At 75.6% G+C, this 21,855-nt stretch carries 23 protein-coding genes and 1 pseudogene; 7 read left to right on the forward strand and 17 right to left on the reverse strand.

The window, feature by feature from the left end; translation table 11 throughout:
• Window positions 1–111: 111 nt before the first annotated feature.
• The gene (locus GEV43_RS45250; protein ID WP_160826753.1) at window positions 112–741 is read right to left on the reverse strand and encodes a helix-turn-helix domain-containing protein; all 630 of its coding nucleotides are present in this window, start codon (window positions 739–741) and stop codon (window positions 112–114) included.
• Between the two features lie 110 nt (window positions 742–851).
• Between GEV43_RS45250 and GEV43_RS45255 the strand changes: the two genes are divergently transcribed.
• Both GEV43_RS45255 and GEV43_RS45260 read left to right on the forward strand, forming a co-directional pair.
• Window positions 852–1,679: an SDR family oxidoreductase gene (locus GEV43_RS45255; protein ID WP_160826754.1), complete on the forward strand. Its 828-nt coding sequence runs from the start codon at window positions 852–854 to the stop codon at window positions 1,677–1,679.
• A gap of 12 nt (window positions 1,680–1,691) precedes the next feature.
• On the forward strand, window positions 1,692–2,876 hold the full coding sequence (locus GEV43_RS45260; protein WP_160826755.1) for an NADH:flavin oxidoreductase: 1,185 nt from the start codon (window positions 1,692–1,694) through the stop codon (window positions 2,874–2,876).
• A gap of 27 nt (window positions 2,877–2,903) precedes the next feature.
• Here GEV43_RS45260 and GEV43_RS45265 read toward each other — a convergent pair whose 3' ends face one another.
• The 9 genes from GEV43_RS45265 to GEV43_RS48890 all read right to left on the reverse strand — a co-directional run bounded on the left by GEV43_RS45265 (window position 2,904) and on the right by GEV43_RS48890 (window position 12,334).
• The gene (locus GEV43_RS45265) at window positions 2,904–3,251 is read right to left on the reverse strand and encodes a hypothetical protein (protein ID WP_160826756.1); all 348 of its coding nucleotides are present in this window, start codon (window positions 3,249–3,251) and stop codon (window positions 2,904–2,906) included.
• The gene (locus GEV43_RS45270) at window positions 3,248–6,394 is read right to left on the reverse strand and encodes an efflux RND transporter permease subunit (protein ID WP_160826757.1); all 3,147 of its coding nucleotides are present in this window, start codon (window positions 6,392–6,394) and stop codon (window positions 3,248–3,250) included. The genes GEV43_RS45265 and GEV43_RS45270 overlap by 4 nt, the downstream gene beginning before the upstream one ends.
• Window positions 6,395–6,496: 102 nt before the next feature.
• Complete coding sequence (locus GEV43_RS45275; RefSeq protein ID WP_309240329.1) at window positions 6,497–7,171, reverse strand: response regulator transcription factor; 675 nt, start codon at window positions 7,169–7,171, stop codon at window positions 6,497–6,499.
• Window positions 7,172–7,192: 21 nt separating this feature from the next.
• Window positions 7,193–7,675, reverse strand: a complete 483-nt coding sequence (locus tag GEV43_RS45280) for a sensor histidine kinase (RefSeq protein ID WP_375539159.1) — start codon at window positions 7,673–7,675, stop codon at window positions 7,193–7,195.
• Window positions 7,672–8,535 carry a sensor histidine kinase gene (locus tag GEV43_RS45285; protein ID WP_160826759.1) on the reverse strand — a complete coding sequence of 288 codons (864 nt, stop codon included), beginning with the start codon at window positions 8,533–8,535 and terminating at the stop codon, window positions 7,672–7,674. Before GEV43_RS45285 ends, GEV43_RS45280 begins: the two co-directional genes overlap by 4 nt.
• A gap of 123 nt (window positions 8,536–8,658) precedes the next feature.
• On the reverse strand, window positions 8,659–9,150 hold the full coding sequence (locus tag GEV43_RS45290; RefSeq protein WP_160826760.1) for an HU family DNA-binding protein: 492 nt from the start codon (window positions 9,148–9,150) through the stop codon (window positions 8,659–8,661).
• Window positions 9,151–9,262: 112 nt separating this feature from the next.
• Window positions 9,263–9,808, reverse strand: coding sequence for a hypothetical protein (locus GEV43_RS45295; protein ID WP_160826761.1), 546 nt, complete (start codon window positions 9,806–9,808; stop codon window positions 9,263–9,265).
• A 193-nt stretch (window positions 9,809–10,001) separates the two neighbouring features.
• Window positions 10,002–11,765, reverse strand: a complete 1,764-nt coding sequence (locus GEV43_RS45300) for a GMC family oxidoreductase N-terminal domain-containing protein (RefSeq protein ID WP_160826762.1) — start codon at window positions 11,763–11,765, stop codon at window positions 10,002–10,004.
• Entirely contained in the window at window positions 11,762–12,334 is a 573-nt protein-coding gene (locus GEV43_RS48890) for a hypothetical protein (RefSeq protein ID WP_206681723.1), read from the reverse strand. The genes GEV43_RS45300 and GEV43_RS48890 overlap by 4 nt, the downstream gene beginning before the upstream one ends.
• 671 nt (window positions 12,335–13,005) lie before the next feature.
• Here GEV43_RS48890 and GEV43_RS45310 point away from each other — a divergent pair.
• Complete coding sequence (locus GEV43_RS45310; RefSeq protein ID WP_206681724.1) at window positions 13,006–14,358, forward strand: GMC family oxidoreductase; 1,353 nt, start codon at window positions 13,006–13,008, stop codon at window positions 14,356–14,358.
• 147 nt (window positions 14,359–14,505) lie between these two features.
• Entirely contained in the window at window positions 14,506–15,168 is a 663-nt protein-coding gene (locus GEV43_RS45315) for a TetR/AcrR family transcriptional regulator (RefSeq protein WP_241684529.1), read from the forward strand.
• A 47-nt stretch (window positions 15,169–15,215) separates the two neighbouring features.
• On the opposite strand, the gene GEV43_RS45320 is transcribed toward GEV43_RS45315, so the two are convergent.
• Window positions 15,216–15,695, reverse strand: a complete 480-nt coding sequence (locus tag GEV43_RS45320) for a hypothetical protein (protein ID WP_160826763.1) — start codon at window positions 15,693–15,695, stop codon at window positions 15,216–15,218.
• On the reverse strand, window positions 15,692–16,183 hold the full coding sequence (locus GEV43_RS45325) for an RNA polymerase sigma factor (protein WP_160826764.1): 492 nt from the start codon (window positions 16,181–16,183) through the stop codon (window positions 15,692–15,694). The genes GEV43_RS45320 and GEV43_RS45325 overlap by 4 nt, the downstream gene beginning before the upstream one ends.
• A gap of 81 nt (window positions 16,184–16,264) precedes the next feature.
• Here GEV43_RS45325 and GEV43_RS54430 point away from each other — a divergent pair, with 81 nt between their 5' ends.
• Window positions 16,265–17,416, forward strand: a complete 1,152-nt coding sequence (locus tag GEV43_RS54430) for an FAD-dependent oxidoreductase (RefSeq protein ID WP_160826765.1) — start codon at window positions 16,265–16,267, stop codon at window positions 17,414–17,416.
• Window positions 17,417–17,483: 67 nt separating this feature from the next.
• Here GEV43_RS54430 and GEV43_RS54435 read toward each other — a convergent pair whose 3' ends face one another.
• Both GEV43_RS54435 and GEV43_RS52940 read right to left on the reverse strand, forming a co-directional pair.
• On the reverse strand, window positions 17,484–17,612 hold the full coding sequence (locus GEV43_RS54435) for a hypothetical protein (RefSeq protein WP_302931463.1): 129 nt from the start codon (window positions 17,610–17,612) through the stop codon (window positions 17,484–17,486).
• 500 nt (window positions 17,613–18,112) lie between these two features.
• A pseudogene (locus GEV43_RS52940) lies at window positions 18,113–18,265 on the reverse strand (MerR family transcriptional regulator); the annotation flags it as partial.
• 152 nt (window positions 18,266–18,417) lie between these two features.
• Here GEV43_RS52940 and GEV43_RS45340 point away from each other — a divergent pair.
• Both GEV43_RS45340 and GEV43_RS55750 read left to right on the forward strand, forming a co-directional pair.
• Entirely contained in the window at window positions 18,418–19,131 is a 714-nt protein-coding gene (locus tag GEV43_RS45340) for a hypothetical protein (protein WP_160826766.1), read from the forward strand.
• A complete protein-coding gene (locus GEV43_RS55750) occupies window positions 19,029–19,778 on the forward strand; it encodes a CdaR family transcriptional regulator (protein WP_160826767.1) in 750 nt (249 codons plus the stop codon). The genes GEV43_RS45340 and GEV43_RS55750 overlap by 103 nt, the downstream gene beginning before the upstream one ends.
• On the opposite strand, the gene GEV43_RS45350 is transcribed toward GEV43_RS55750, so the two are convergent.
• The 3 genes from GEV43_RS45350 to GEV43_RS56860 are packed head-to-tail and all read right to left on the reverse strand — an operon-like array spanning window position 19,721 to window position 21,798.
• Complete coding sequence (locus GEV43_RS45350) at window positions 19,721–20,617, reverse strand: aldolase (protein WP_309240330.1); 897 nt, start codon at window positions 20,615–20,617, stop codon at window positions 19,721–19,723. The two genes, GEV43_RS55750 and GEV43_RS45350, sit on opposite strands and share 58 nt — an antisense overlap.
• 54 nt (window positions 20,618–20,671) lie before the next feature.
• Window positions 20,672–21,355 carry a TetR/AcrR family transcriptional regulator gene (locus tag GEV43_RS45355; protein WP_206681725.1) on the reverse strand — a complete coding sequence of 228 codons (684 nt, stop codon included), beginning with the start codon at window positions 21,353–21,355 and terminating at the stop codon, window positions 20,672–20,674.
• Entirely contained in the window at window positions 21,352–21,798 is a 447-nt protein-coding gene (locus tag GEV43_RS56860; protein ID WP_375539160.1) for a hypothetical protein, read from the reverse strand. Before GEV43_RS56860 ends, GEV43_RS45355 begins: the two co-directional genes overlap by 4 nt.
• Window positions 21,799–21,855 lie beyond the last annotated feature (57 nt).

Genomic DNA, 21,855 nt, shown 5'->3' on the forward strand with positions numbered 1-21,855 from the left:
TACCAGTGCACATGGCACAGACCGGACACCGCCTCCGGACGGGAATCGGAGCCGGACGGCGGCACGGCGGCACCGGCGAGAGCGGACGTGCCGGGCGCTTCCGGCCCGGTGTCAGCGGCGGTCGGGCGGAGGCGGCGCGGTGAGCCCGGCGGTGACGAACGCGATGACGGTCGCGGTCTCGGGATAGGTCCCGGCTCGGGCGGAGGCGGGGGCCTGGGGGCGCCCGTAGACCTCCAGCAGGAGGGTGAACGCCAGGCGCCACCGTTCGGCGACCTCGCGGGCCGACAGCTCGGGCAGCGCGCGGCCGAGCATCACCTCGAACGGCGCCGAGCCGAACCAGGCGGACGCGCTCGGCAGCCGCCACGACGGCAGCACGGAGCGGGCGAGCAGGGTGCAGAGCATCCGGCCCTTCTCGGTGCTCGTCAGCTCCTCGAACGGCTCGACGATCGCGGCGACCAGCTCGCCGATCGGGAACGGCTCGCCCGTCTCGGCCCCGCGCCGGGACCGTCCGGCGAGGTCCTCCAGGCGGTCCTCCCAGTAGGGCCGCAGGTCCTGTTCGAGGAGGGCCGCGATCAGGCCCTCCTTCGCGCCGAAGTGGTAGTGCACGGCGCCGGGGTTGAGGCCCGCCGCGGCGTTGATCGCCCGGACCGACACCCGGTCGGCGCCCTTCTCCAGGAAGAGCCGTTCGGCCGCGGCGAGCAGCCGGTCCCTGGTGCCCTCGGTCGTCGTCTCGTCGGCCATCGGCCCATCCCATCACATATATTCCAAATAGGCATCAATCAGTGATTGACTGGTGTATGCGGGCCTGCCCGGCGGGCGGGTCCCGGAACCACCACGCAAGGGAGGACAGCATGGGAACCTTCGCCGTCACCGGGGCCGCGTCCGGCATCGGCGCCGCCACCGCCCGGCTGCTGGAGGACGCGGGCCACACCGTCATCGGCGTCGACCTGCGGAACGCGCGGATCGAGGCCGACCTCGGGACGGCCGCGGGCCGCCGGGCCGCCGTGGACGGGATCCTGTCGGTCAGCGGCGGGACGCTCGACGGCGTCGCCGCGATCGCGGGCGTCGGCCCCGACCTGAAGGACGCCGGGGCCGTCATGTCGATCAACTACTTCGGCCCGGTGGCCCTGCTGGACGGGCTGCGGCCCGCGCTCGCCGCGACCGGCGCGGGCCGCGCCGTGGCGATCAGCTCCAACTCGGCGAGCACCGTCCCGCTCGTGGACGAGGAGCTCGCGGGCCTCGCGCTCGCCGGCGACGAGCACGCCGCCCGCGACCGGGCCCGCGCCGCGCAGGCCGGGCTCCCGCCGGAGCTGGCCGCGAGCGCGCCGAGCATCACCGCGTACGCCACGTCCAAGCTGGCGCTCGCCCGCTGGGTGCGGCGCACCGCCGTGACGCCCGCGTGGGCGCGCGAGGGCGTCCTGCTGAACGCCATCGCGCCCGGGGCCGTCCTGACCCCGCTCATGCGCGGCTCCACCGACGGCGCCGCCGACCGCGACGTGGACGAGTTCCCGACGCCGATGCCGCTCGGCGTCTTCGGCGAGCCCGAGGACATCGCGTTCTGGGTGCACCAGTTCCTCCGGCCCGAGGCCCGGTTCGCGACGGGCGCCGTCCTGTTCGTCGACGGCGGGACGGACGCGGCCATGCGGCCCGACGGCTACCCGACCCCGATGACCTTCTGAGCTGGAGACGCGATGGCGACCCCTGGGAAGAGCAGGACCGTTCCCGACGTGTTCGGGCCCGCCAGGCTGGGCCCGCTGACCCTGCGCAACCGGATCATCAAGTCCGCCACGTTCGAGGGGAGGTGCCGCGGCGCGCTGGCCGGCGACGAGCTGGTCGAGTTCCACCGGCGGCACGCCGCGGGCGGGGTCGGCATGACGACGGTGGCGTACTGCGCCGTCGCCCGCGAGGGGACGACCCAGTTCCACCAGATCTGGATGCGGCCCGAGGCCGTGCCGGGGCTGCGCCGCCTCACCGACGCCGTGCACGCCGAGGGCGCCGCCGCGTCCGCGCAGATCGGGCACGCGGGGCCGGTCGCGAACGCCCGCTCCAACGGCGTGCCCGCGCTCGGGCCCTCGCCGATGCTCAACCCGCAGAGCATGCGGAGGGTCCGCGCGGCGACCGCGGCCGACATCGCCCGGGTGACCGAGGCGCACGCGAACGCGGCGCGGCTGGCGATCGAGTCGGGCTTCGACGCGGTCGAGATCCACCTCGGCCACAACTACCTGGCCAGCTCGTTCCTCAGCCCGAGGGTCAACCGGCGCGAGGACGGGTACGGCGGGTCGCTCGCCAACCGCGCCAAGGTCGCGCGGGGCGTCGCGCGGGCGGTGCGGGACGCGGTCGGCGACCGGATCGCGATCCTCGCCAAGTTCAACATGGACGACGGCGTGCCCGGCGGGCTCTGGCTGGACGAGAGCCTGCGGGTGGCGGAGTGGCTGGAGGAGGACGGCTCGGTCGACGCGCTGGAGCTGACGGCCGGCAGCTCGCTGCTCAACCCGATGTACCTGTTCAAGGGGGACGCGCCGGTACGCGAGTTCGCCGCGGCGTTCCCGAGGCCGCAGCGGCTGGGCATCCGGCTCGTCGGGAAGCGGTTCATCCGGGACTACCCGTACGAGGACGCGTACCTGCTGAAAGACGCCCGGCAGTTCCGCGCGGCGCTGGACCTGCCGCTCGTCCTGCTCGGCGGCATCACCGGCCGGCGGACGATGGACCTGGCGATGGCCGAGGGGTTCGAGTTCGTGGCGATGGCCCGCGCGCTGCTGCGCGAGCCCGACCTCGTCAACCGCGTCCAACGGGACGCGGGCACGCCCTCCCTGTGCATCCACTGCAACAAGTGCATGCCGACGATCTTCAGCGGGACGCGCTGCGTCCTCACCTGACCAGCGGACCGGCGGACCCCTTCGCTGTCACGGGCGGTCGCCGCGGTCCCCCGGATCGCGCGGACGCGACGGCGCCGGACTCTCGTCGCGCGCGCCGTGGCAGCCGGGCAGCCGACCGGGCAGAAGGCGCTGGACCCGGCCCGACACCGGCGAGAACCAGGGGCGGCACGGGTCACCGCGGTGCGGGCGCTCGCGCCCGGCGGCGGGGAGCAGCATGCCGAGCGCGATGATCAGCAGCAGGACGGCCACGACGCGGCGGATCCGGCGCGCCCGCCCCGTGCCGCGGCCCCGCCCGGCGGCCCCCGCGGGCTCGCGGACGGGTTCGCGGACGGGACCGGGCGGGCGCGCCGGGCCCCGCTTCGGCGAGGAGGTCATCCGACCGGCTGCGCCTCGGGGTCGCGTTCCGGCGCGTCCCCGGCGCCCCGGCGGCGGCGGAACCGGTCCTTGACGTCCTCCACGATGGTGTAGAGCGTCGGGATCAGCACGAGCGTGAGGACGGTCGAGGTCGTCAGCCCGCCGATGACGACGACGGCCAGCGGCCTGGAGATGAAGCCGCCCTCGCCGGTCAGGCCGAGCGCCATCGGGACGAGCGCGAACACCGTCGCGAGCGCGGTCATCAGCACCGGCCTGACGCGGTGCCGGCCGCCCTCCACGACCGCGTCCCGGGCGCTCATGCCCGCCTCCCGGTACTGCCGGACGAGGTCGAGCAGCACGATCGCGTTGGTGACGACGATGCCGACGAGCATCAGCGCGCCGATCAGCGCGGGCAGGCCGAGCGGGGTCCCGGTCACCACCAGCAGCCCGATCGCGCCGGTCGCGGCGAACGGCACCGACACCAGCAGCGTCAGCGGGTGGACCAGGCTGCGGAACGTCCCGACCATCACCAGGTAGACGATGAGGATCGCGGCGCCGAGCGCGAGCGCGAGGTCGGCGAACGAGTCGTCCTGCTCCTCGCCCGTCCCGCCGACGTCGGTGGTGACGCCCTCCGGCAGCGGCAGCGCCTTGACGCGGCGCTCGATCGCGCCGTTCACCTTGCCGAGGTCGCCGCCGGTGACCTTGGCCTTCACGGTCACGGCGCGCCTGCCGTCGATCCGCGTCAGGGTGACCGGCGCGCGCTCCGTCGTGACGGCCGCCACCGCGCCGAGCCGGACGCTCCTGCCCGCCGGCGTCGGGATCTCCAGCGCCGCGAGCGTCCGCGCGTCGCCCTGCGGCGCGCCGCCGCCCGCCGCCCCGTCGCCTGCGGGCCGTCCACCGGAGCCTCCCGCGCCGACGCGCAGGACGACGTCGCCCTGGCGGCCTCCGAGGTCGGCCTTGGCGACCGGCTCGCCCTGCGTCGCCTGCGCGACGGCCTGGCCGACCTGAGTCTCGGTGAGGCCGAGCGCGGCGGCCTTGGCCGGGTCCACGCGGACCCGCAGCTCCTGCGCGGCCTCGCCGAGGTCGCTGCGCACGTCCGCGGTGCCGGACGTCTCCCGCATCACGCGGACCACCCGGTCGGCCGCCCCGCGCAGCGCCTGCTCGGGGACGGCCCCGGCGGCGAACACGGTGATCTCGGCCGTGCTCCCGCTGCCCTCGCCCTCGTCCACCGTGACGCGGCCCGCCGCGCCCTGGGCGCGCAGCCGGTCGCGGACACGGTTCTGGAGCGCCTCGGAGTCGGCGTCCTTCGTCAGCTCGACCGTGACGGTGGCGGTCCCGCCGCCGCTCGGGTCCTCGTCGGACGAGCCGACCTCGGCCCAGGAGTTCTTCACGTGGGGCAGGCCCCTGACGACGGCCTCGATCCGTCCGGACGCGGCCTCGGTCGCCTCCAGGCCGGTGCCCGGCGGCATCTCCTGCCTGACGGTGAACCGCCGTCCGCCGATGTCGTCCAGGAAGCTCGTCTTGAGCTGCGTGCCGAGGCCCGCCGTGAGCACGAACACCGCGAGCGCCGCGCCCAGCGTCACCCACCGGCGCCGCACCGCGAACCGGATCACCGGGACGTACGCGCGCTGGAGCCGCCCGCTCCGCTCGCCGTCCTCGGCCTCGCGGCGGGACGCGGCGCGGGACGCGGCGGCGGGCGCCTTCAGGAACCAGTACGCCAGCACCGGGACGAGGGTCAGCGACACCAGCAGCGAGGCGAGCAGCGCGATCGTGACCGTCAGCGAGAACGAGGAGAACAGCGCCCCGACGATCCCGCCCGTGAACGCGATGGGCAGGAACACCGCGACGGTCGTCAGCGTCGAGGCGACCACGGCGCCCGCGACCTCGCGGACGCCGCCGAGGATCGCCGAGCGCTTCTCCTCCCCGTAGCCGAGGTGGCGCTTGATGTTCTCGATGACCACGATCGAGTCGTCCACGACCCGCCCGATCGCGACGGTGAGCGCGCTCAGCGTCAGCAGGTTGAGCGAGAACCCGCCCGCGCCGAGGCCGATCAGCGCGATCAGCAGCGACACCGGGATCGACACGAGCGTCACCAGCGTGGACCGCAGCGAGAACAGGAACACCAGGATGACCAGCGCCGAGAACGCCAGCCCGAGCAGGCCCTCGGTCGTCAGGTCGCCGATCGCCTCCTCGATCGCCGGGGCGCCGTCGAACACCGCGGTGAACGTCACGCCGCCGCCCATCGCCTTCGCCAGCGCGGGCAGCTCGTCCCGGACCCGGTGCGAGATCCCGACCGTGTTGCCGTCGGCGGCGGGCAGCACGCTGAGCGCGAGCGCCCGGCGCCCGCCGACCCGGATCAGCGACTCCGGCTCCTCGGGCCCGACCCGGACCGACGCCACGTCGCCCAGCCGCGCGGGACGCTCCGCGCCGACGAGCCGCAGGTCGCGGACCGCCTCGGCGGACGCCAGCGTCTCGCCGACCTGGACGGGCAGCGACAGCGCGCCGTTCCGGACGCTCCCGGCGGGCACCGGCACGCCCGCGCCCTTCAGCGCGTTCGCGACGGCCTCCGTGGTGCCGCCCGCGCGCCTCAGCCTCGCCGGGTCGACGTCCACCTCGATCCGGTCGTCGCGGGCGCCGTCCACCTTCACCTCGCGGACGCCCGCGAGCCCGGACAGCCGCGGCACCGCGACGCTCTCCAGCCGCCGGGCGAGGGCCTGCTGGTCGCCGGGGCCGGCGACGGTCAGCACGATCGCGGGCAGGTCCTCGGTCTTGAACCCCGCGACGGACGGCGTGACGCGTTCGGGCAGGTCAGGCTGGATCCGTGCGATCCGCTGCTGGAGCTCCGAGGTGGCCTTGTCGAGGTCCACGCCGAACTCGTAGGAGACCTGCACGCTGGAGACGCCCTTGGCGGAGACCGAGGTGACCTCGGTCTGGCGCTCGGCGCCCTTCACCGCGTCCTCGACCTTGCGCGTCAGCGCGGACTCCACGATCGCGGGGGCCGCCCCGGGGTAGGCGGTGGTGACGGTCAACGCCGGTTCGTTGATCGAGGGGAACAGCTCCCGCTTCAGCGACGTCGCGGTGAACGCGCCGAACAGCAGGACCCCCACGGCCGCGAGGGCGACCAGCGCCCTGTTCGCCAGGCTGAGCCGGGTCAGAAAGTTCATGCCCCAACGGTTTCGCCTGATCGGACGGGTTTCGTCGTCCGCGCGGACGCTTTGCGACCGTGCCCGCGGGACGACGCGCCCCCGCGGGCTGGGACCGTGTTCCTAATCCCCGCCCGGGGTGACCAGGCCCGCCTCGTACGCGGCGATCACGGCCTGCGCCCGGTCGCGCACGCCGGTCTTGGCGAACACGCTCGTCACGTGGTTCTTCACCGTGGACGCCGTGATCGCCAGGGCCGCCGCGATCTCCACGTTCGACCGGCCGCGCGCGATCAGCACCAGCACCTCGCGCTCCCGGTCGGTCAGCGCGCGCAGGTCGGCCCGCCCGCGCCCGGCCCCGCCCGGGGCCGGCGCCGACGCCCGCACGAACGTGCTGATCAGCCGGGTGAGCAGGCGCGGCGCGACGGCGGCCTCGCCCCGGTGCACGACCCTGATCGCCTCCACCAGCTCCTCCGGCGAGACGTCCTTGGGCAGGAAGCCCGCCGCGCCCGCCCGCAGCGCGCCGAGCACGTACGCGTCGAGGTCGAACGTGCTGAGCGCCAGCACCCGCGCCGCCGACCGCGCGGCCATGATCCGCTCGGTCGCGGCGACGCCGTCCAGGCCGGGCATGTGGATGTCCATCAGGACCACGTCCGGGCACAGCTCGGCGGCGCGCTCCACGGCCTGCGCGCCGTCGGCCGCCTCGCCCACCACGTCCATGTCCGGCTGCGCCCCGATGATCATCCGGAAGCCCGTCCGGACCAGCGCGTGGTCGTCAACGAGCAGCACCGAGATCGCCACGGGCCCCCTCCTCGATCGCGTTCACCCGGGCCCGTGCCGTACGGGCCCGTCCAGCAGTCCAGAGCGCCGCCCCGCGTCCCCCGGGGCCTCGCCCTCCGGGGCCGCGGGCGGTTCGCCGCCGGGCGCCGCGGGCCGGGCCGGCGCGGAGAGCGGGATGCGCGCGCGCACCCCGAAACCGCCGTCCTCCCTGGGCCCGGCCGTCAGCTCACCGCCGCACAGGGCGACCCGTTCCGCCATGCCGCGCAGGCCGTAGCCCTCGCCGTGGGCCGAGCCGCGCGCGGGCCCGCGCGCCGGACCCCGCGCCGGGCCGCCCGCGGCGGGACCGCCCGCCGCGGGGCCGTTCACCACCTCGACCACCACCGCCGCGTCCGCGTAGCGGAGCGACACGCGGGTCCGGACGCCGAACGCGTGCTTGTGCGCGTTGGTCAGCGCCTCCTGGACCGTCCGGTAGACGGCCAGGTCCGCGGCAGCGGGCAGCGGCAGCGGCTCGCCCTCGACGCTCAGCTCCGCCGGACCCCGGCGGCGCGGGCCCGTTCCACCAGCTCGGGCAGCCGCGACGTGCGGGCGCCCGGCTCGGGGTCCTCCACCCGGTCGTCGGCGCGCAGCACCGCGAGGAGCTGGCGCATCTCGGCCATCGCCTCGCGCGCCGTCCGCTCGGTCGTGGTCAGGGCCTCCTCGGCCCGCTCCGGGTCGAGCCGCATCGTCGTCCGCGCGGCGCCGACGAGCACGTTCATCACGCTGATGTGGTGGGCGACCACGTCGTGCAGCTCCCGCGCGATCCGGCGCCGCTCGGCCTGGACCGCCTCGTGCGCCCGCGCCGCCCGGCGGCGCTCGGTCATCTCGCGCCGCAGCCGGACGTACTGGCCGAGCACGACCGTGAGCGCGCACAGGACCACGTTGGAGACCTTGTCGGCCGGCGTGGTCCGCAGGAGGTAGCAGGCCGCGGCCAGGACGAGCTGGCCCGCCCCCGCCACCCAGCCGGTCGCGTACGGGCGGTACTTGCCGAGGGCGTAGAGCGCGAAGACGCTCGCCAGGCTGGCCGGGGAGAACCACAGGCCCGGCAGCAGGAGCCACCCGAACGCGTCGGTCCCGGCCACCAGGGCCAGCACCCCCACCGGGCGGCTGCGCCGCAGCATCAGCGCGCCGGCCTGCACGATCCCGAGCGGGAGCCCGATCACGAGCTCCTCGCGCGGCCCGTGCTGGAGGACGTCGTTCGCCACCACCAGGAGCGCCAGCAGCACCACCAGGCCGTCGAGCGCGCGCGACCGCGCCGACGGGCTCCACCGCCGACGCACCGCCGCGAGGGCCCTCCGGGCGCGCCGCGCCGGGCCGTCGCGGTGACGCGGTCTCGCCTCGGGCTCCATGGTCCTGAGAGTAGAAGCCCCCGGCCCCACACCCTCATCCCCCGGGCGGACCCGGCGTAGGACCCGGGTACCACCCGCGTCGTCCGATCCGGGGGGAAACGCGGCGGCCCGGCCCCGCCGCGCCTACTTTCCGGCCTTCTTCCCCTTGCCCTTGGCCTTCGCCTTGGCCTTGGCATTGGCCTTCGGCTTGGCATTGGCCTTCGGCTTCTTGGCGGAGGCGGACGCCCCCTTCGCCGCGGCGTCCTTCTTGGACTTCTTGCCCTTGTCCTTCTTCGGCTTCTTCTCGGCCTCCGGGGCCGGGGCGTCGGCCTCGTCCAGTTCGGCGAGGGCGACGGCCGGGTCCCCGGCGACCCGGTGCCGGAACGTCTGGCCGACGCGGAAGCGCGGCACCTCGGCGGCCGGGACGTCCATGGGCACGCCGGTGCGCGGGTTGCGGACCTTGCGGGCGGGCCTGGTGAGCCGCTCGAACGTGCCGAAGCCGGTGACGAGCACCCGCTCGCCCGCGGCGACGTTGTCCATGATGGCGTCGAACACGGCGTCCACGTGGCGCCGGGCCGCGGCCTGGTCGCTCCCCGCCCGCGCCGCGACCGCCTCGATCAGCTCGGTCCTGTTCATCCGGGCACCTTCCGGAAAGTGTGCGAAGCCGGGTTGGCCTGCGATGCCGGTCAGGCTAGCCGCCGCGGGCGTCCAACGGGACCGGGAGGAGTCCGGCGGGACCGGGAGCCCGTCAGTGGGACCAGGAGAACACGCGCTGCGCGGCCGGGTCGCCGCCGCCCTTGAGCGCGATCACCATGACCTCCTTGCCCTGGGGTACGGCGCCCGGCCCCTTCTTCTCCCCGTTCACCGTCAGGTCCTTGGCCGCGCCGTAGCGCTGGGTGAACCCGTCCGAGCTGCGCACGGTGAACGACGACCCGTTCACCCCGGTGACCGTGCCCCGCTGGAACACCCGCGTCTCGGTGCCGCCCCCGTCCTTGGCCATGACGCACTCCCCGTGCAGCGCGCCCTGGAAGCGCCCCGCGCCGGGCCCGCCCCAGTGCCCGCCCCAACCGCCCTGACCGCCCCAGCCGCCGCGCCAGCCGTTCCCGTGCTCGGTGCCGTGCGACGACGACGCGCTCGGGCCGGGCGACGGCTCCGACGCGCCGCTCGACGCGGCGGCCAGGCCGGTCGCGCCGAGCCCGACGGCCCCGAGGACCGCCGCGGGCGCCGCCCATCGCGCCACCCGCCGCCGCGCGCGCCCCTCGTCGCCCGCGTGCTGTTCCCTGTCCTCGCTCATCCGCTCTCCTCCGGTTCACCGCGTGCGTCCGCGCCGGCCTCGCGGCCGGCGCCGTGTCGCACCCAATGATCCGAACGGCACGCGGTGGCCGTCGTCGCACAGCCGGCGTCACCCGCGCTGCGGCCCCGGGCGTACGCCGGGCCCGCGCCGTACGCCGCCCGGAGTAGCTGGCCGCGCTTGAGTCCGGAGGGCCTCAGAGCGCGTCGGTGACGCGGTGGTCGGTCGAGGGGACGGGGGTCTCGTCGCCCACCCAGGGGTCCCCGCCGAAGTGCCGGACGAAGATCCTCTCCGCGGTACGGGTCGCGAGGGCCTGCGTGGTGAGGGTGGGGTTGGGGCCGCCGAGGCTGTTCGCGAGCGCCGAGTTGTCGGCGACGTAGAGGCGTCCGACCCAGCGGCTCGCGGCGTCGGCGTCGAGCACCGAGTCGTCCGCGGACAGGCCCATCCGCATCGAGGAGTGGACGTGCAGCAGCAGCGGCGCCCAGTCGAACCGGTAGACCCGCGTGGCGCCCGCGCGGCGCAGCAGCTCGGTGGCGCGGCGGGCGAGGAACTCGCGGGCGGCCAGCGTACGGCGCGTCCGCCGCCGCGACCGGAACACCACCTTCGGCACCGCGCCGTGCTCGTCGGGCGGAAGCGCGGACAGGGTCGCCCGGTTGTGGGGCTCCACGTCGTCGCCGGTCAGGATCAGGACGTTCAGCAGCCGGTCGATCCCGTGCGCGAGGACCTCCTTCAGCTCGGGTCCGCCGAGGCGGCCCGTCCGCCCGTCCCACGGCCCCGTCAGCCCCCGCCCGTTGCGGTACCGGCCCCGGATGCCGCTGTCGGACAGGGACATGCTGAACGCCTGCATCGCCGGCGGCAGGCCGATGTTCTCCAGCGCGCCGTAGCCGGGGAAGTCGCAGCGGGCCGCCGAGCTCGGCCCGCGCGAGGAGCCGGTGTCGTGGTCGAACAGCCCGGTCACGCCGTCCAGGAAGTGGTCGGTGTAGCCGCGGCCCACCCAGCCGTTGGGGTCGGGGAGGCCGCTGTTCAGCCAGAGCCGCGGGGTCTCGGTGGTGCCGCCCGCCAGCACGACCACCTCGGCGTCCTCGCGGTGCCGGTCGCCGGACGCGCCGTTCCGCCACGTCACCCCGGTCGCGACGAGCCCGCCGTCGCGCCGGGCGGTGTGCACCTTGACGGCGTAGGAGTCGGCGAGGAGCGTGACGGCCTTGCCGTGCGGCGACCACGCCGGCGCGGTGAGCGCCATCGGGACGTAGCTGTTGTCGGTGGAGCGCTTGGCGGCCTGGTTCCGGGGCGCTCCCGCCGGTTCCATGCACCCCTGAAGGCAGTAGCCGCAGAACGTGCATCCGGTGGCCCGCGGGTAGCGCAGCCGCTCGGGGTCGCCGGTCCGCCCGGCGGTGCCGCCCGGTTGCAGGATCGCGTTCTCCTGCGGGCGGTACGACCAGCGCGTGGTGTCCTTGGTGGTCTGCACCGGGAGGCCGAGGCGTTCGGCGCCGGACAGGAAGACCGTCTCCTTGACGCCCATCGCCGCCGTCTGCACGGGCAGCGTCGCCTCCACCCACCGGTAGTACGGAACGAGCTCGTCGTAGGTGAACGGGAACGCGTGGGCGCTGTCGTAGGCGCCCTTGTCGGGGCCCTCGTACCCCTGGAAGACGCCCCGGTACGCGCGCGGCGAGTTGCCGTAGTAGTGCAGGGTGGTGCCGCCGACGCCGGACGCCTGGAGCAGGTAGGAGTTCTGCGGCTCCTCCCGCAGCCAGGCGGGCTTGCTCCGGTCGGCGGGGCCGACGCGCAGGAACCCGGTGAGCGGGTTGTTGGCGTCGTTCTCCAGGTGCGTCCACTCGCGGCGCGGGTCGGCGTGCCGCGCCCCGGCCTCCAGCAGCAGGACGTCCAGCCCGCGCGCGGCCAGCTCCTTGGCCACGACGGGGCCGCCCCCGCCGGCTCCGACGACGATCACGTCCCGGCTCATCCGGTCACCTCCGTGCGGCCCTGGTAGTAGCCGCGGAACTCGGGCCGTCCCTCGGCGGCGGGCGTGTAGCCGCTGATCCGCCAGCCGACCGGGCGGTCCCGCAGCCGCCGGGAGGCCGGGTCGAACACCGCCCATTCGGAGTAGCCGCCGAGCGCCGCGAGCTCCAGCAGGGCGCCCCCGAGGAAGCGGAGCAGGCCGGACGCGGTGCGCTTCAGGGGCTCGGGCAGCCGGGCGTCCAGCAGCTCGACCAGGTCGGGGTCGGCGCCCTCCAGCAGCTCGAACACGTCGGCCTTCCGCCCGAACGCCAGCCGGGAGAACGGCGCGAGGAAAGGCCCGGCGACCGTGCGCGGATCGACCCGCAGGGCCTCCGCGTTGAGCAGCAGCGCCACCAGGGGCGACAGCGGGATCGTGGCGTCGCTCTCCAGCAGGGCGTCCACTCCGAGACCGGCGCGGAGCGCGGCGTCCGGCACCGGTTCGCGCAGCAGGCCGGGGACGCCGTCCCGCAGCGCGCGGACGAGCGGGACGGCGGGCAGGTCGGGCGCCGGAAGGTAGCGGTCGAGGGCGTCCACCAGGAACTCCGGCAGCCGCGCCTCGATCCGCCGGGCTCCCGGGCGGGCGTGCCCTGGGCGCGGGAATAGGCGTCCGGGCCCGGCATGACGAACACGGCGAGGCCGCGCATGGTGTCCAGGGTCAGCGCGTCACGCGCCGCCGCCCCGGGCCCGCCGGTTTGGGACTCAGCGATTCCGGTCCCGGCGGCCGGGGGTCCGGCGGCTCCGGCCCGCGCGGGGCTTGCGAGGCCGGGCACGGCCGTCGCGGCGGCCAGCAGGCCGGCCGTTCCCAGCACGGCGCGGCGTTCCCTCTGAGGCTCGTCCGACACGTCCATCACCTTCGGTCGCGGCCCGGCCACGATATTGGACGTCTGGTCCAGTTTCTCCGTACTCCGTTGACAGAACGGGCCCCCGGTTTCCGTCGCCGACCGCATAGCACCGCGCTATGACGCAGCTCACACTGGCGCTCCACGTCTCCGCGCAGCCAGTGGAGGAAGCCGTGACACCAGGGCACGGACCAGGACGGAACCGGGTACGAGACCAGGGCACGGGCAGGGGACGGCGTCGGCCGACGCGAGTTCCTCGGCCTCTCAGCGGGGGGCGCCCTGGCGGCGCTCACCGCCGCGAAGGCCGAGTCGCTCGGGCGCCGGGCCCGCGCGTCCGCCGGGACCCGCACCGACTTCCCCGCCATCGTGATCGGGTCCGGGTTCGGCGGCTCGGTCGCCGCGCTGCGGCTCGGCCGCGCCGGTGTCGAGACCCTCGTCGTGGAGCGCGGGCGGGAGTGGCCCATCCCGAACGACACCGAACTCGTGATCGGCAACCAGGACCGCCCCAACAGCGACATGTTCTGGATGCGGCACATCACCGACTGGCCCGCCGTCGTGCCGACGCTGATCTCGCCGGTGCCCGGCGTCATGGAGCTGTCCAGCGAGGCCCACCTCAACATCGCCTGCGGCGCCGCGGTCGGCGGCGGGTCGATCGTCTACACCGGCGTCACCGTGCCGCCGCCGCGCCGCTACTTCGAGCGGCTCTACCCCGGGCTGAGCTGGGACGAGTTCGCGACCGTCTGGTTCCCCAAGGTGCGGGCGACGCTGAACGCCTCGCCGATGCCGCCCGACGTCTACGGCTCCGCCCCGTTCACGCACTCGCGGGTCTGGGACGCGCACATGCGGAAGGCGGGCCACGCCCCCGCGCCGCTCGACTCGACGTTCGACTGGGGCGTGGTGCGCAGGGAACTCGCCGGGTCCGTACGGCCGTCGGCCATCGCGGGCGAGACCGACTTCGCGTGCAGCGACGGCGCCAAGCGGAGCCTCACCCGCAACTACCTGCCGTCGGCGCTCGCGACCGGCAAGGTCTCGCTGCGCCCGCTCACCGAGGTCACCGGGCTCGGCCGCACCGCCTCGGGCCGCTACACCGTGGAGGTGCGCCGGCTCGCGGCGGACGGCTCGGCGCACGGCGCGGAGTCCCTGCTCTGCGACCGGCTGTTCGTCTGCGCGGGCACCCTGAACACCAACCGGCTGCTGGTCGCGGCGCGGGAGACGGGCGCGCTGCCCGACCTGCCCGCCGAGATCGGCACCGGCTTCGGCGACAACGGCGACCAGTTCAACCTGTACGCCTACACCGACCTGCCCGCGGGCCCGTCGCAGGGGTCGCCGTGCGCGAGCGGCACGTTCCACGACTCCGAGTTCGGGATCCCGATGCGGGCCGAGAGCTGGCAGCTGCTCGGCGCGCACGGCCTGCCGGTGATCCACACTCTCACCATGACCGCCGACTTCGACAACCGCGGCACGTTCGCCTACGACCGCCTCCGCGGGAGGGTGCGGCTCGCCGACTGGACCCGGGACAAGTCCAGGCCGTCCGCCGACGCGGGCGCCGCGCTGAACGCCAAGGTGATCGCCGCCAACCCCGGGGTGGTGCCGTTCTCGCTGACGTGGCCGTTCACCCTCACCGCGCACCCGCTCGGCGGCGTGGTCCTGGGCCGATCGACCGACCTGTACGGCCGCGTCAAGGGCCCTCGGGGCTGTACGTGCTGGACGGCTCGCTGATCCCCGGCACGGTCGGCGGCGCGAACCCGTCGCTGTCCATCGCCGCGCTGGCCGAGCGCGCGATGGCCGCCGTCGTCCGCGACGGCGGTTAACCGGAGGGTCCTCCGATCACCGCCTCGCGCCGGTCGGCGTCCGGTAGCGTGAACGATGATGGAAAAGTCCGAGCCCGTGCGGCCCGACCTGGGGTGGCGGCTGCCGATCGCCGGCGCCGCGGCGCCCGAACGGGCCGACGCCGCCCGCAACCGGCGCAAGATCCTCGCCGTCGCCGAGGAGATCGTGGCGACGCGCGGCGTCGACGCGCTGACCATGAACGAGGTCGCCGCGGCGGCGGGCGTCGGCGTGGGCACGGTCTACCGGCGGTTCGGCGACCTCGCGGGCCTCATCGCGGCGGTGATGGACGAGCGGGAGCGCCAGCTCCAGGAGGCGTGCCTCACCGGCGCGCCGCCGCTCGGCCCGGACGCCTCCCCGGCCGACCGGATCAAGGGGTTCCTGCACGCGTACGCCGACCTGCTCGACAACTACGCGCCGCTGATGGCGGTGGCGGAGGCGACGTCGCCGACCGGCAGGTACCGGGGCGGCGCGTACGCGGTGCACCACGTGCACCTGGCCCGGCTGGTCGCGGAGGCGCGCCCCGACCTCGACGCGCACTACTTCGCCGACGCGCTGCTCGCCCCGCTCTCCGCCGGGATGTTCGTCCACCACCGGCAGGAGCAGGGCATGGCCCTCGCCCGCGTCAAGGCGGGCCTCGACCGCCTCGTCGACGGCATCCTCTCCGGCCCCGAGGCGGAACGCACCGGCGCGGGCGGCTGACGTCCGGCTCGGCGCCCGCGAGAGCCGGCGCGCGTTGGCCCGCGAGGTCAGCGGTTGTAGGTGGCGAGCCGTTCGACCGCTCGAAGCTCCTGGTCGATCTTCGCGAGGGCGGCGCGGCGGTCCCCCGGCCCGCTCCGGCCGGACGCAGGGGCCTGCGCGCGCCGGTGTTCGAGATGGGCCAGCAGGGTCTCGTCGCCCAGGCGGCGGGCGGCGAAGGCGACGACGACCTCGGCGGACTGCATCACGCACCAGCCCGGACGGAGCCGGGCCTCCATCGCGTCCTCGCGCCCGGCGTCGTCCTCGACCAGCAGGCGCAGGAACTCGCCGCTCCGCTCGATGACGCGCACCTGCGCGACGCCGGGCTCGTAGCGCGGCAGGGCGTGTTCGAGGTCGGCGATGACCTGCCACACGGCGTCGAACGGGGCGGCCAGGCGGCGCTGCCCGACGGCCGCGCCCGGCAGGGCCGCCGCGAGAACGGCGAGGCGGTCGACCGGGTCGATGCCCGGGAGCGCCACGGGGTCGTTCATGATTCCCACACCTCCCGGAACGCGGCCCTGGCCCGATGCAGCCGGGATTTCACGGTCCCCATCGGGATTCCCAGAGTGGTGGCGATCTCCTGTTCGCTGAGCCCCTCCCGGGTGCGCAGCACCAGAACGACGCGCTGGGAGACCGGCAGCCGCGCCAGGGCGTCGTCGATGTCCACCAGCCCCTCGGGCGAGGAGTCGTGGCGGTCCACGCGCGCCTCCTCCGCGGCGACCTCCACGTCCTGGCGGCGGGCGACGCGGATCGCCGTCCGGACGGTGACCGACCGCGCCCAGGTCATGATCGCCTCGGGGGCGCGCAGCGCGGGCAGCCCCTTGAAGATCGCCAGCAGGGCCTCCTGGGTCGCGTCGTCGGCCGCCGCCGGTGCGGTCCGCGCGCACAGCCGGCGGACGTAGGGGGCGAGCTCGTCCAGAAGCCGGTCCAGCGCGAGCGCGTCCCCCTGCTGAGCCGCCGCGACGATCTCCGGGTCCACGCCAGGAAGGTTAAGCGGAACCTTCCAAAGGTTCCCCGCCACTTTCCGGACGAGAGGACACCACACAGGAGGGCCTGACTCGTGAAACCAGACCTGACGATCGTCGGCGCGGGCCTCACCGGCCTCACCGCGGCCATCGAGGCCGCCGAACGCGGCCGAACGGTGACCGTGGCCGAGGCGCATTCCCGGCCGGGCGGGCGGGCGCGCTCGCTCGCGGGCCCGTACCGGGCCAACGCCGGTCCCCACGCCGTCTACGTGGACGGGCCCTGGTGGGCCTGGCTGGAGCGCCGCGGGCTCACGCCGCCGATCGTGGAGGCGCCGTCTCGTCCCGCCCTCGTCCGGGCGGACGGACGGTACGGCCCGTGGCCGGCCGAACTCAGCCGGGCCGTCAGTGCGCTGCCCGCCGAGGCCCCGGCGGAGGAGACCTTCCGCGGCTGGCTGCTCCGGCACGTCGACGCGAGGACGGCCGAGGCGATCATCGGCGCGGCGTTCGTCTTCACCTTCGACCACGACCCCGGACGGCTCTCGGCCGCGTTCGCCCGCCAGGGCCTCGGCCGGGCGTTCGCCGGCGGCGCCCGGTACGTGGCCGGCGGGTGGTCCACCCTGGTCGATCTCCTCGCCGAACGGGCCGCCGGTCTGGGCGTACGGATCAGCACCCGCACCCGGACGGCCGCCCCGCCCGAGGGCCCGACGATCCTGGCCACCAGCCTCGCGGCGGCGCGCCGGCTGACCGGCGACGACTCGCTCACCTGGCCCAGCGCCCGCGTCGCGACGTTCGACCTGGGCCTGCGGGCGGGCGGCGGGCCGGACTGGTTCCGGGTGATGGACCTCGACGACCGGATCTACGCCGCCCGCTACAGCCTCGCCGACCCCACCCTGGCTCCTCCCGGGCACGAACTCGTCCAGATCTCCGCCGCGTGCGCTCCCGGCGAGCGTAAGAGCGACGCCGAACGGCGAGTGCAGCGCCTTCTCGACCACGCCTGGCCCGGCTGGCGCTCCGCGGTGCGGTGGAACGCCGGCGCTCTCCGCACAGCCTGCACCGGGGCCCTGGACCTGCCCGGAACCACTGCGAACGACCGTCCGGCCGTCCGGCGCGGCGACACCCTCGCCGTGGCCACGGACCAGTCCGCCGCACCCGGGCTGCTCGCCGAGGTCGGGATCGCCGCCGCGCGACTCGCCGTCCAGCAGCTCGGCGAACCCGCCCGGCCGGCCGAGGCCCACCTGAGCGCCTGACCCTCGCCCCGCCAGGCCCCCGCCGCCGCGCGGCGGCGGGGGCTCATGGGACCGCGCCGCCGCGGTGTCAGCCCCCCGGCTCCGCCTGCTCGCCGGGGGCGGCGGACTGGATCGCGCGGCGGATCTCCAGCGCGATCTGGTCGCCGACCGCGCCGCGCATCTCGTTCTGCATGCTGCGCGCGAGGATGACCTCCACCCCGCTGAACGCCAGGGGCGCAGGCGCTGGATGAAGGCGGCCAGTTCGGGGACGTCGTCGCGGGTGAGGAACCGCCCGGGGCCCTGGCTGCCGTGGTCGATGGCGAACCGGACGAAGCGGCGGGCGACGACGGCGAGGTCCTCGTGCAGGCGGTCGGACATCGCGAACACGTCCCGCAGCGGGATCCCGGCGGCGGCCAGGTCGGCGCCGATCTGGAGGAGCTGCGGGCTCGGCACCCTGTAGCGGTCGCCCTCGCGTTCGAGGAAGCCGCGCTCCTGCGCCTCGGCGAGCAGTCCGGGCAGGTCGTCCGCCTCCGGGTCGAGCCCGAACATCTCGATCAGCTCGCGGTCGGTGAGGTAGGCGGGGAGCTCGTCCGACCAGGGGTCGGTCAGCACCTTCTCCAGACCGAGCAGGTCGCCGAGGTCGCGGCCGCGCTCCCACGCCGACAGCAGGTCGGCGATGACGGCGAGGGTGTAGCCGCGGCCGAGGAGCTGGCCGATCAGCCGGAGCCGCGCCAGGTGCGACTCGTCGTAGAGGCCGGTGCGGCCCCGCAGCCGCGGCGGCGGCAGGAGGCCCCGCTCCTGGTAGGCGCGCACGTTGCGCGCGGTGAGGCCCGCTGCCCGAGCCAGCTCGTCGATTCGGAACACGGACATGGCACCGCTCTGTACGCCGGAGGTCGCCCTTGACGGTACCGGATCTTAACCACACTATTGTCCCATCGATTGATGGCGCATAACTCGATGGAAGTGCGTGGAACGGCGTTCGGGGTCCGGCCGTTGCACCCCTCCGCGACGGAGGAGGCTCCATGGGAACCCTCGCGACGGCCGGCCCGTTCCTGCCCTGGCCGGACGGCCACCGCGCGACGGCGGACGCCCTGCGCGCGTCCGTCCCGTCGATCGCCGAGGAGACGGTCCTCGACATCCGGCGGGAGCTGCCCGAGTACGTCCGGCCGCACGACGCCCGCTACGCCGCCACGCTGGAGCTCGGCGTGCGGTACGCGATCGGGCAGTTCGTCGAGCTGGTGAACGATCCGTCCGCCCCCACCGACGAGGTGGTCGCCTTCTTCCGCGACGTCGGCTACGGCGAGGCGCTGGAGGGCCGCAGCCTGGAGCCGCTCCGGCTCGCGGTGCGGCGCGGCGCGAAGACCGCCGTCCGGCGGCTCAGCGAGGCCGCGTCCGGGCGCGAGCCCGACCTGCCGTCCCCGGTCTACAGCCAGGTGATCGACGCGATCTTCCCGTACCTCGACCTGCTCGACGCCGCCGCCGCGCGCGGCCACGCCGAGGGCGAGGCGCGCACCGAGCACGGCCTGCGGCGGCACCGGCGGCTGCTGCTCGACCTGCTGATCGCCGACCCGCCCCGACGGAACGGTCCGTCCGCGCGCAGGCGCGGTGGGCGGGCTGGCATCCCGCCCGCACCGTGGCCGCCGTCGCGCTGCACCCGCGCGGCGACCGGACGCCCGCGACGCCGCCGCTCGGTCCGGACGTGCTGGACGGCCTGCACCTCAACCAGCCCTGCCTGATCGTCCCGGACCCGGAGGGCCCGGGACGGCGGCAGGCGCTGGAGGCCGCGCTGCGCGGCTGGATCGCGGTCCTCGGCCCGGCCGGGGCCGTCACCGAGCTCGGCCCGTCGCTGCGGTGGGCGCGGCACGCGCTGTCGCTGGCGCGCCGGGGCGCCCTGCCGTCGGACGGCCTGCTCGACGTCGCCGACCACATGCCCACGCTGGTCATCACGCAGGGCCACGACCTGGTCGGTCGGGTCGCGGCGCGCCGCCTCGCGCCGCTGGAGAGGGTCCGGTCGCGGCAGCGGCGGCGCCTGCTGGCCGAGACGCTCGTGGCGTGCCTGGAGTGCGGGTTCAACTCGGCGCGGGTCGCCGAGCGCGTCCACCTGCACCCGCAGACCGTCCGCTACCGGCTCCGCACGCTGGAGGACCTGTTCGGCCAGGTGATCTACGACCCCGCGCACTCGCTCGAACTCCAGATGGTGCTGCGCGCGTGGCTCGCCGACAACCCCGCCTCCGAGAGCGGCCAGGACGCCGCGCCCGAGACCGCGGCGCCCGCCCGGACGGACGGCGCCGCCGCGTCCCGGCCGTCCGCGCCGGACCGCGGCGCTCAGAGGACGTCGACGGCGGCGTCCACGGCGGACGCCACGTCGCCGCCCGCCGGGTAGAGCAGCGACCGGCCGGCGACCAGGCCCAGCACGGACGGGAGGCGCAGCGCCGCGCGCCATCCCGCGAGGGCCGCGCGCGGGTCGTCGGCGACCTCCCCGCCGAGCAGCAGCGCGGGCAGCGTCGAGGCGGCCATGACGCGCTCCATGTCGGGCACGACGGGCACCTTGAGCCACGTCCGGGCGGACGTGGCGCCGAGCCCGGACGCCACGGAGACCGCGCGGACCATGGCCTCGGGCGTCAGCTCGTTGCGCAGCCTCCCGCCGGACGGGGCGGCGGGCTCCCGGCGCGCCACGAACGGTTCGATCAGGGCCGTCAGGCCGCGCGCGGCGAGCGCCGTCACCGCGCGCCCGCAGCTCTCCAGCGTGCGCGCGGTGGCGCCGTCGCGGTCGTCGACGCGCAGGAGCATCTTGCCGCCGTCGAGCCCGGACGCGGCGATCGCCTCGGCGTCGTACGCGGTGAACCGGTCGTCGACCTCGAAGACCGAGCCGGCGAGCCCGCCCCGGTTCATCGAGCCGAGCACGACCTTGCCGTCCAGGACGCCGAGGAGCAGCAGGTCCTCGATCACGTCCGGGGTGCCGAGCACGCCGTCCACGCCGGGCCGCCCGAGCGCGACGCACAGCCGGCGGAGCAGGTCCCGGCGGTCGGCCATCGCGTACGGGTCGCCGCCCGCCGCGAGCGCGCCGCGCGCGGGATGGTCGGCGGCGACGAGCATGAGCCGCCCGCCCGGTTCGAGCAGGGCGGGGCGCCTGGCCCGGCGCGCCGCCGCCTCCGCGATCGCCTCGGGCCGCGTCGCCCGGATCTCGGTCAGGCGCGCGATCGGTCCGCTGTGTTCGTCCACGCACCCACCGTGGCCCGTTCCACGCGCCCTGTCACCCCTGTTCCGCGCGCCCAGTCATCCCCGTTCCGCGCGCACGGTCACCTCCGGCCCCGGGCGGCGCCTCCGGGATGCCGAGGAGCCGCAGGTACATCGCGGTGAGCTGGTCGACGGTCCGGTCGAAGCCCTCGCGGTCGGCGGGGCCGTGCGGGCGAACCGCGCGAACATCCCGATCGTCGCCTCCGCCACCGCGCGGGCGGGCGCGGCCGGGCGCGCGAGCCCCTGCGCGGTCATGCGCTCGATGTAGCGGGCCGTGCGGCGCAGGGGCCGTTCCTGGATCTCGTGCCAGACGTCGCGTATCCCGGGGTCGGCGAGGGCCTGGTGCTCGATGACGGTCATGAGGTCGAGGTTCGCGGCGTACGCGGCGAGGAACGCGGCGCTGGACTCGCGGGCCAGCTCGTACGGGTCGTCCTCGTCCACGCCGGGGATCTCGTGCGCGGCCAGGAACGCGTCGCGCACGCCCAGCGCGACGGCGCGGAACACGTCCTCCTTCGACGCGAAGTAGACGTAGAACGTCGCGCGGGCGACCCGCGCCTCGGCGGTGATGTCGGCGATGGTCGTCCGGGCGTAGCCGCGCCGCGCGAACACCCGCGAGGCGCAGCCGACCAGCAGGGAGCGCGTCTCGTGCTCCCTGCCCTCGCGCGACGTCCGCGCCGCCGCCCACGCCGCCTGCGGCGCCTGCTCCGCCTGCTCCGCGTTCATCCGCCGAGCTCTTCCAGGATCCGCGCCCGCAGCCGGTACTTCTCGATCTTGTTGGTGGGGGTGCGCGGGAGGTCCGGGACGATCCGGACGTGCCGGGGGCGCATGAACTTCGGCATGGTCTCCAGCGCGAACGCGTGCACGTCGTCCTCGGTGAGCGCGCCGTCGTCCTCGGCGGGCACCACGTAGGCGACCACGTCGTCCTCGTCGCCCTCCCCGCTCCGGACGGCGAACGCCGCGCAGTACCGCACGCCGGGATGCTGGTTCAGCAGGTCCTCGACCTGGAACGACGAGAGGTTCTCGCCGCGCACCCGGATGCGGTCGCCGAGCCGGTCCACGAAGTAGAAGAGCCCGTCCGCCGAACGGACCGCGGCGTCGCCGGTGTGGAACCACAGGTTGCGGAACGCCGCGGCCGTCGCCTCGGGCCTGCCGAGGTACCCGTCCATGAAGAGGGCGGGCAGCCGGGGCCGCAGCGCGAGCTGGCCGGGCTCCTCGTCGGCGCA

This window comes from Actinomadura sp. J1-007, assembly GCF_009793335.1.
In the GTDB taxonomy this organism is placed as follows: Bacteria; Actinomycetota; Actinomycetes; order Streptosporangiales; family Streptosporangiaceae; genus Spirillospora; species Spirillospora yumaensis.

Bases quoted from the DNA above. Each gene is read 5' to 3' on its own strand.
- GEV43_RS45250 (WP_160826753.1), bottom strand. From the start codon at position 741: ATGGCCGACGAGACGACGACCGAGGGCACCAGGGACCGGCTGCTCGCC.
- GEV43_RS45255 (WP_160826754.1), top strand. From the start codon at position 852: ATGGGAACCTTCGCCGTCACCGGGGCCGCGTCCGGCATCGGCGCCGCC.
- GEV43_RS45260 (WP_160826755.1), top strand. From the start codon at position 1,692: ATGGCGACCCCTGGGAAGAGCAGGACCGTTCCCGACGTGTTCGGGCCC.
- GEV43_RS45265 (WP_160826756.1), bottom strand. From the start codon at position 3,251: ATGACCTCCTCGCCGAAGCGGGGCCCGGCGCGCCCGCCCGGTCCCGTC.
- GEV43_RS45270 (WP_160826757.1), bottom strand. From the start codon at position 6,394: ATGAACTTTCTGACCCGGCTCAGCCTGGCGAACAGGGCGCTGGTCGCC.
- GEV43_RS45285 (WP_160826759.1), bottom strand. From the start codon at position 8,535: ATGGAGCCCGAGGCGAGACCGCGTCACCGCGACGGCCCGGCGCGGCGC.
- GEV43_RS45290 (WP_160826760.1), bottom strand. From the start codon at position 9,150: ATGAACAGGACCGAGCTGATCGAGGCGGTCGCGGCGCGGGCGGGGAGC.
- GEV43_RS45295 (WP_160826761.1), bottom strand. From the start codon at position 9,808: ATGAGCGAGGACAGGGAACAGCACGCGGGCGACGAGGGGCGCGCGCGG.
- GEV43_RS45300 (WP_160826762.1), bottom strand. From the start codon at position 11,765: ATGAGCCGGGACGTGATCGTCGTCGGAGCCGGCGGGGGCGGCCCCGTC.
- GEV43_RS45315 (WP_241684529.1), top strand. From the start codon at position 14,506: ATGATGGAAAAGTCCGAGCCCGTGCGGCCCGACCTGGGGTGGCGGCTG.
- GEV43_RS45320 (WP_160826763.1), bottom strand. From the start codon at position 15,695: ATGAACGACCCCGTGGCGCTCCCGGGCATCGACCCGGTCGACCGCCTC.
- GEV43_RS45340 (WP_160826766.1), top strand. From the start codon at position 18,418: ATGGGAACCCTCGCGACGGCCGGCCCGTTCCTGCCCTGGCCGGACGGC.
- GEV43_RS45355 (WP_206681725.1), bottom strand. From the start codon at position 21,355: ATGAACGCGGAGCAGGCGGAGCAGGCGCCGCAGGCGGCGTGGGCGGCG.
- GEV43_RS56860 (WP_375539160.1), bottom strand. From the start codon at position 21,798: ATGGACGGGTACCTCGGCAGGCCCGAGGCGACGGCCGCGGCGTTCCGC.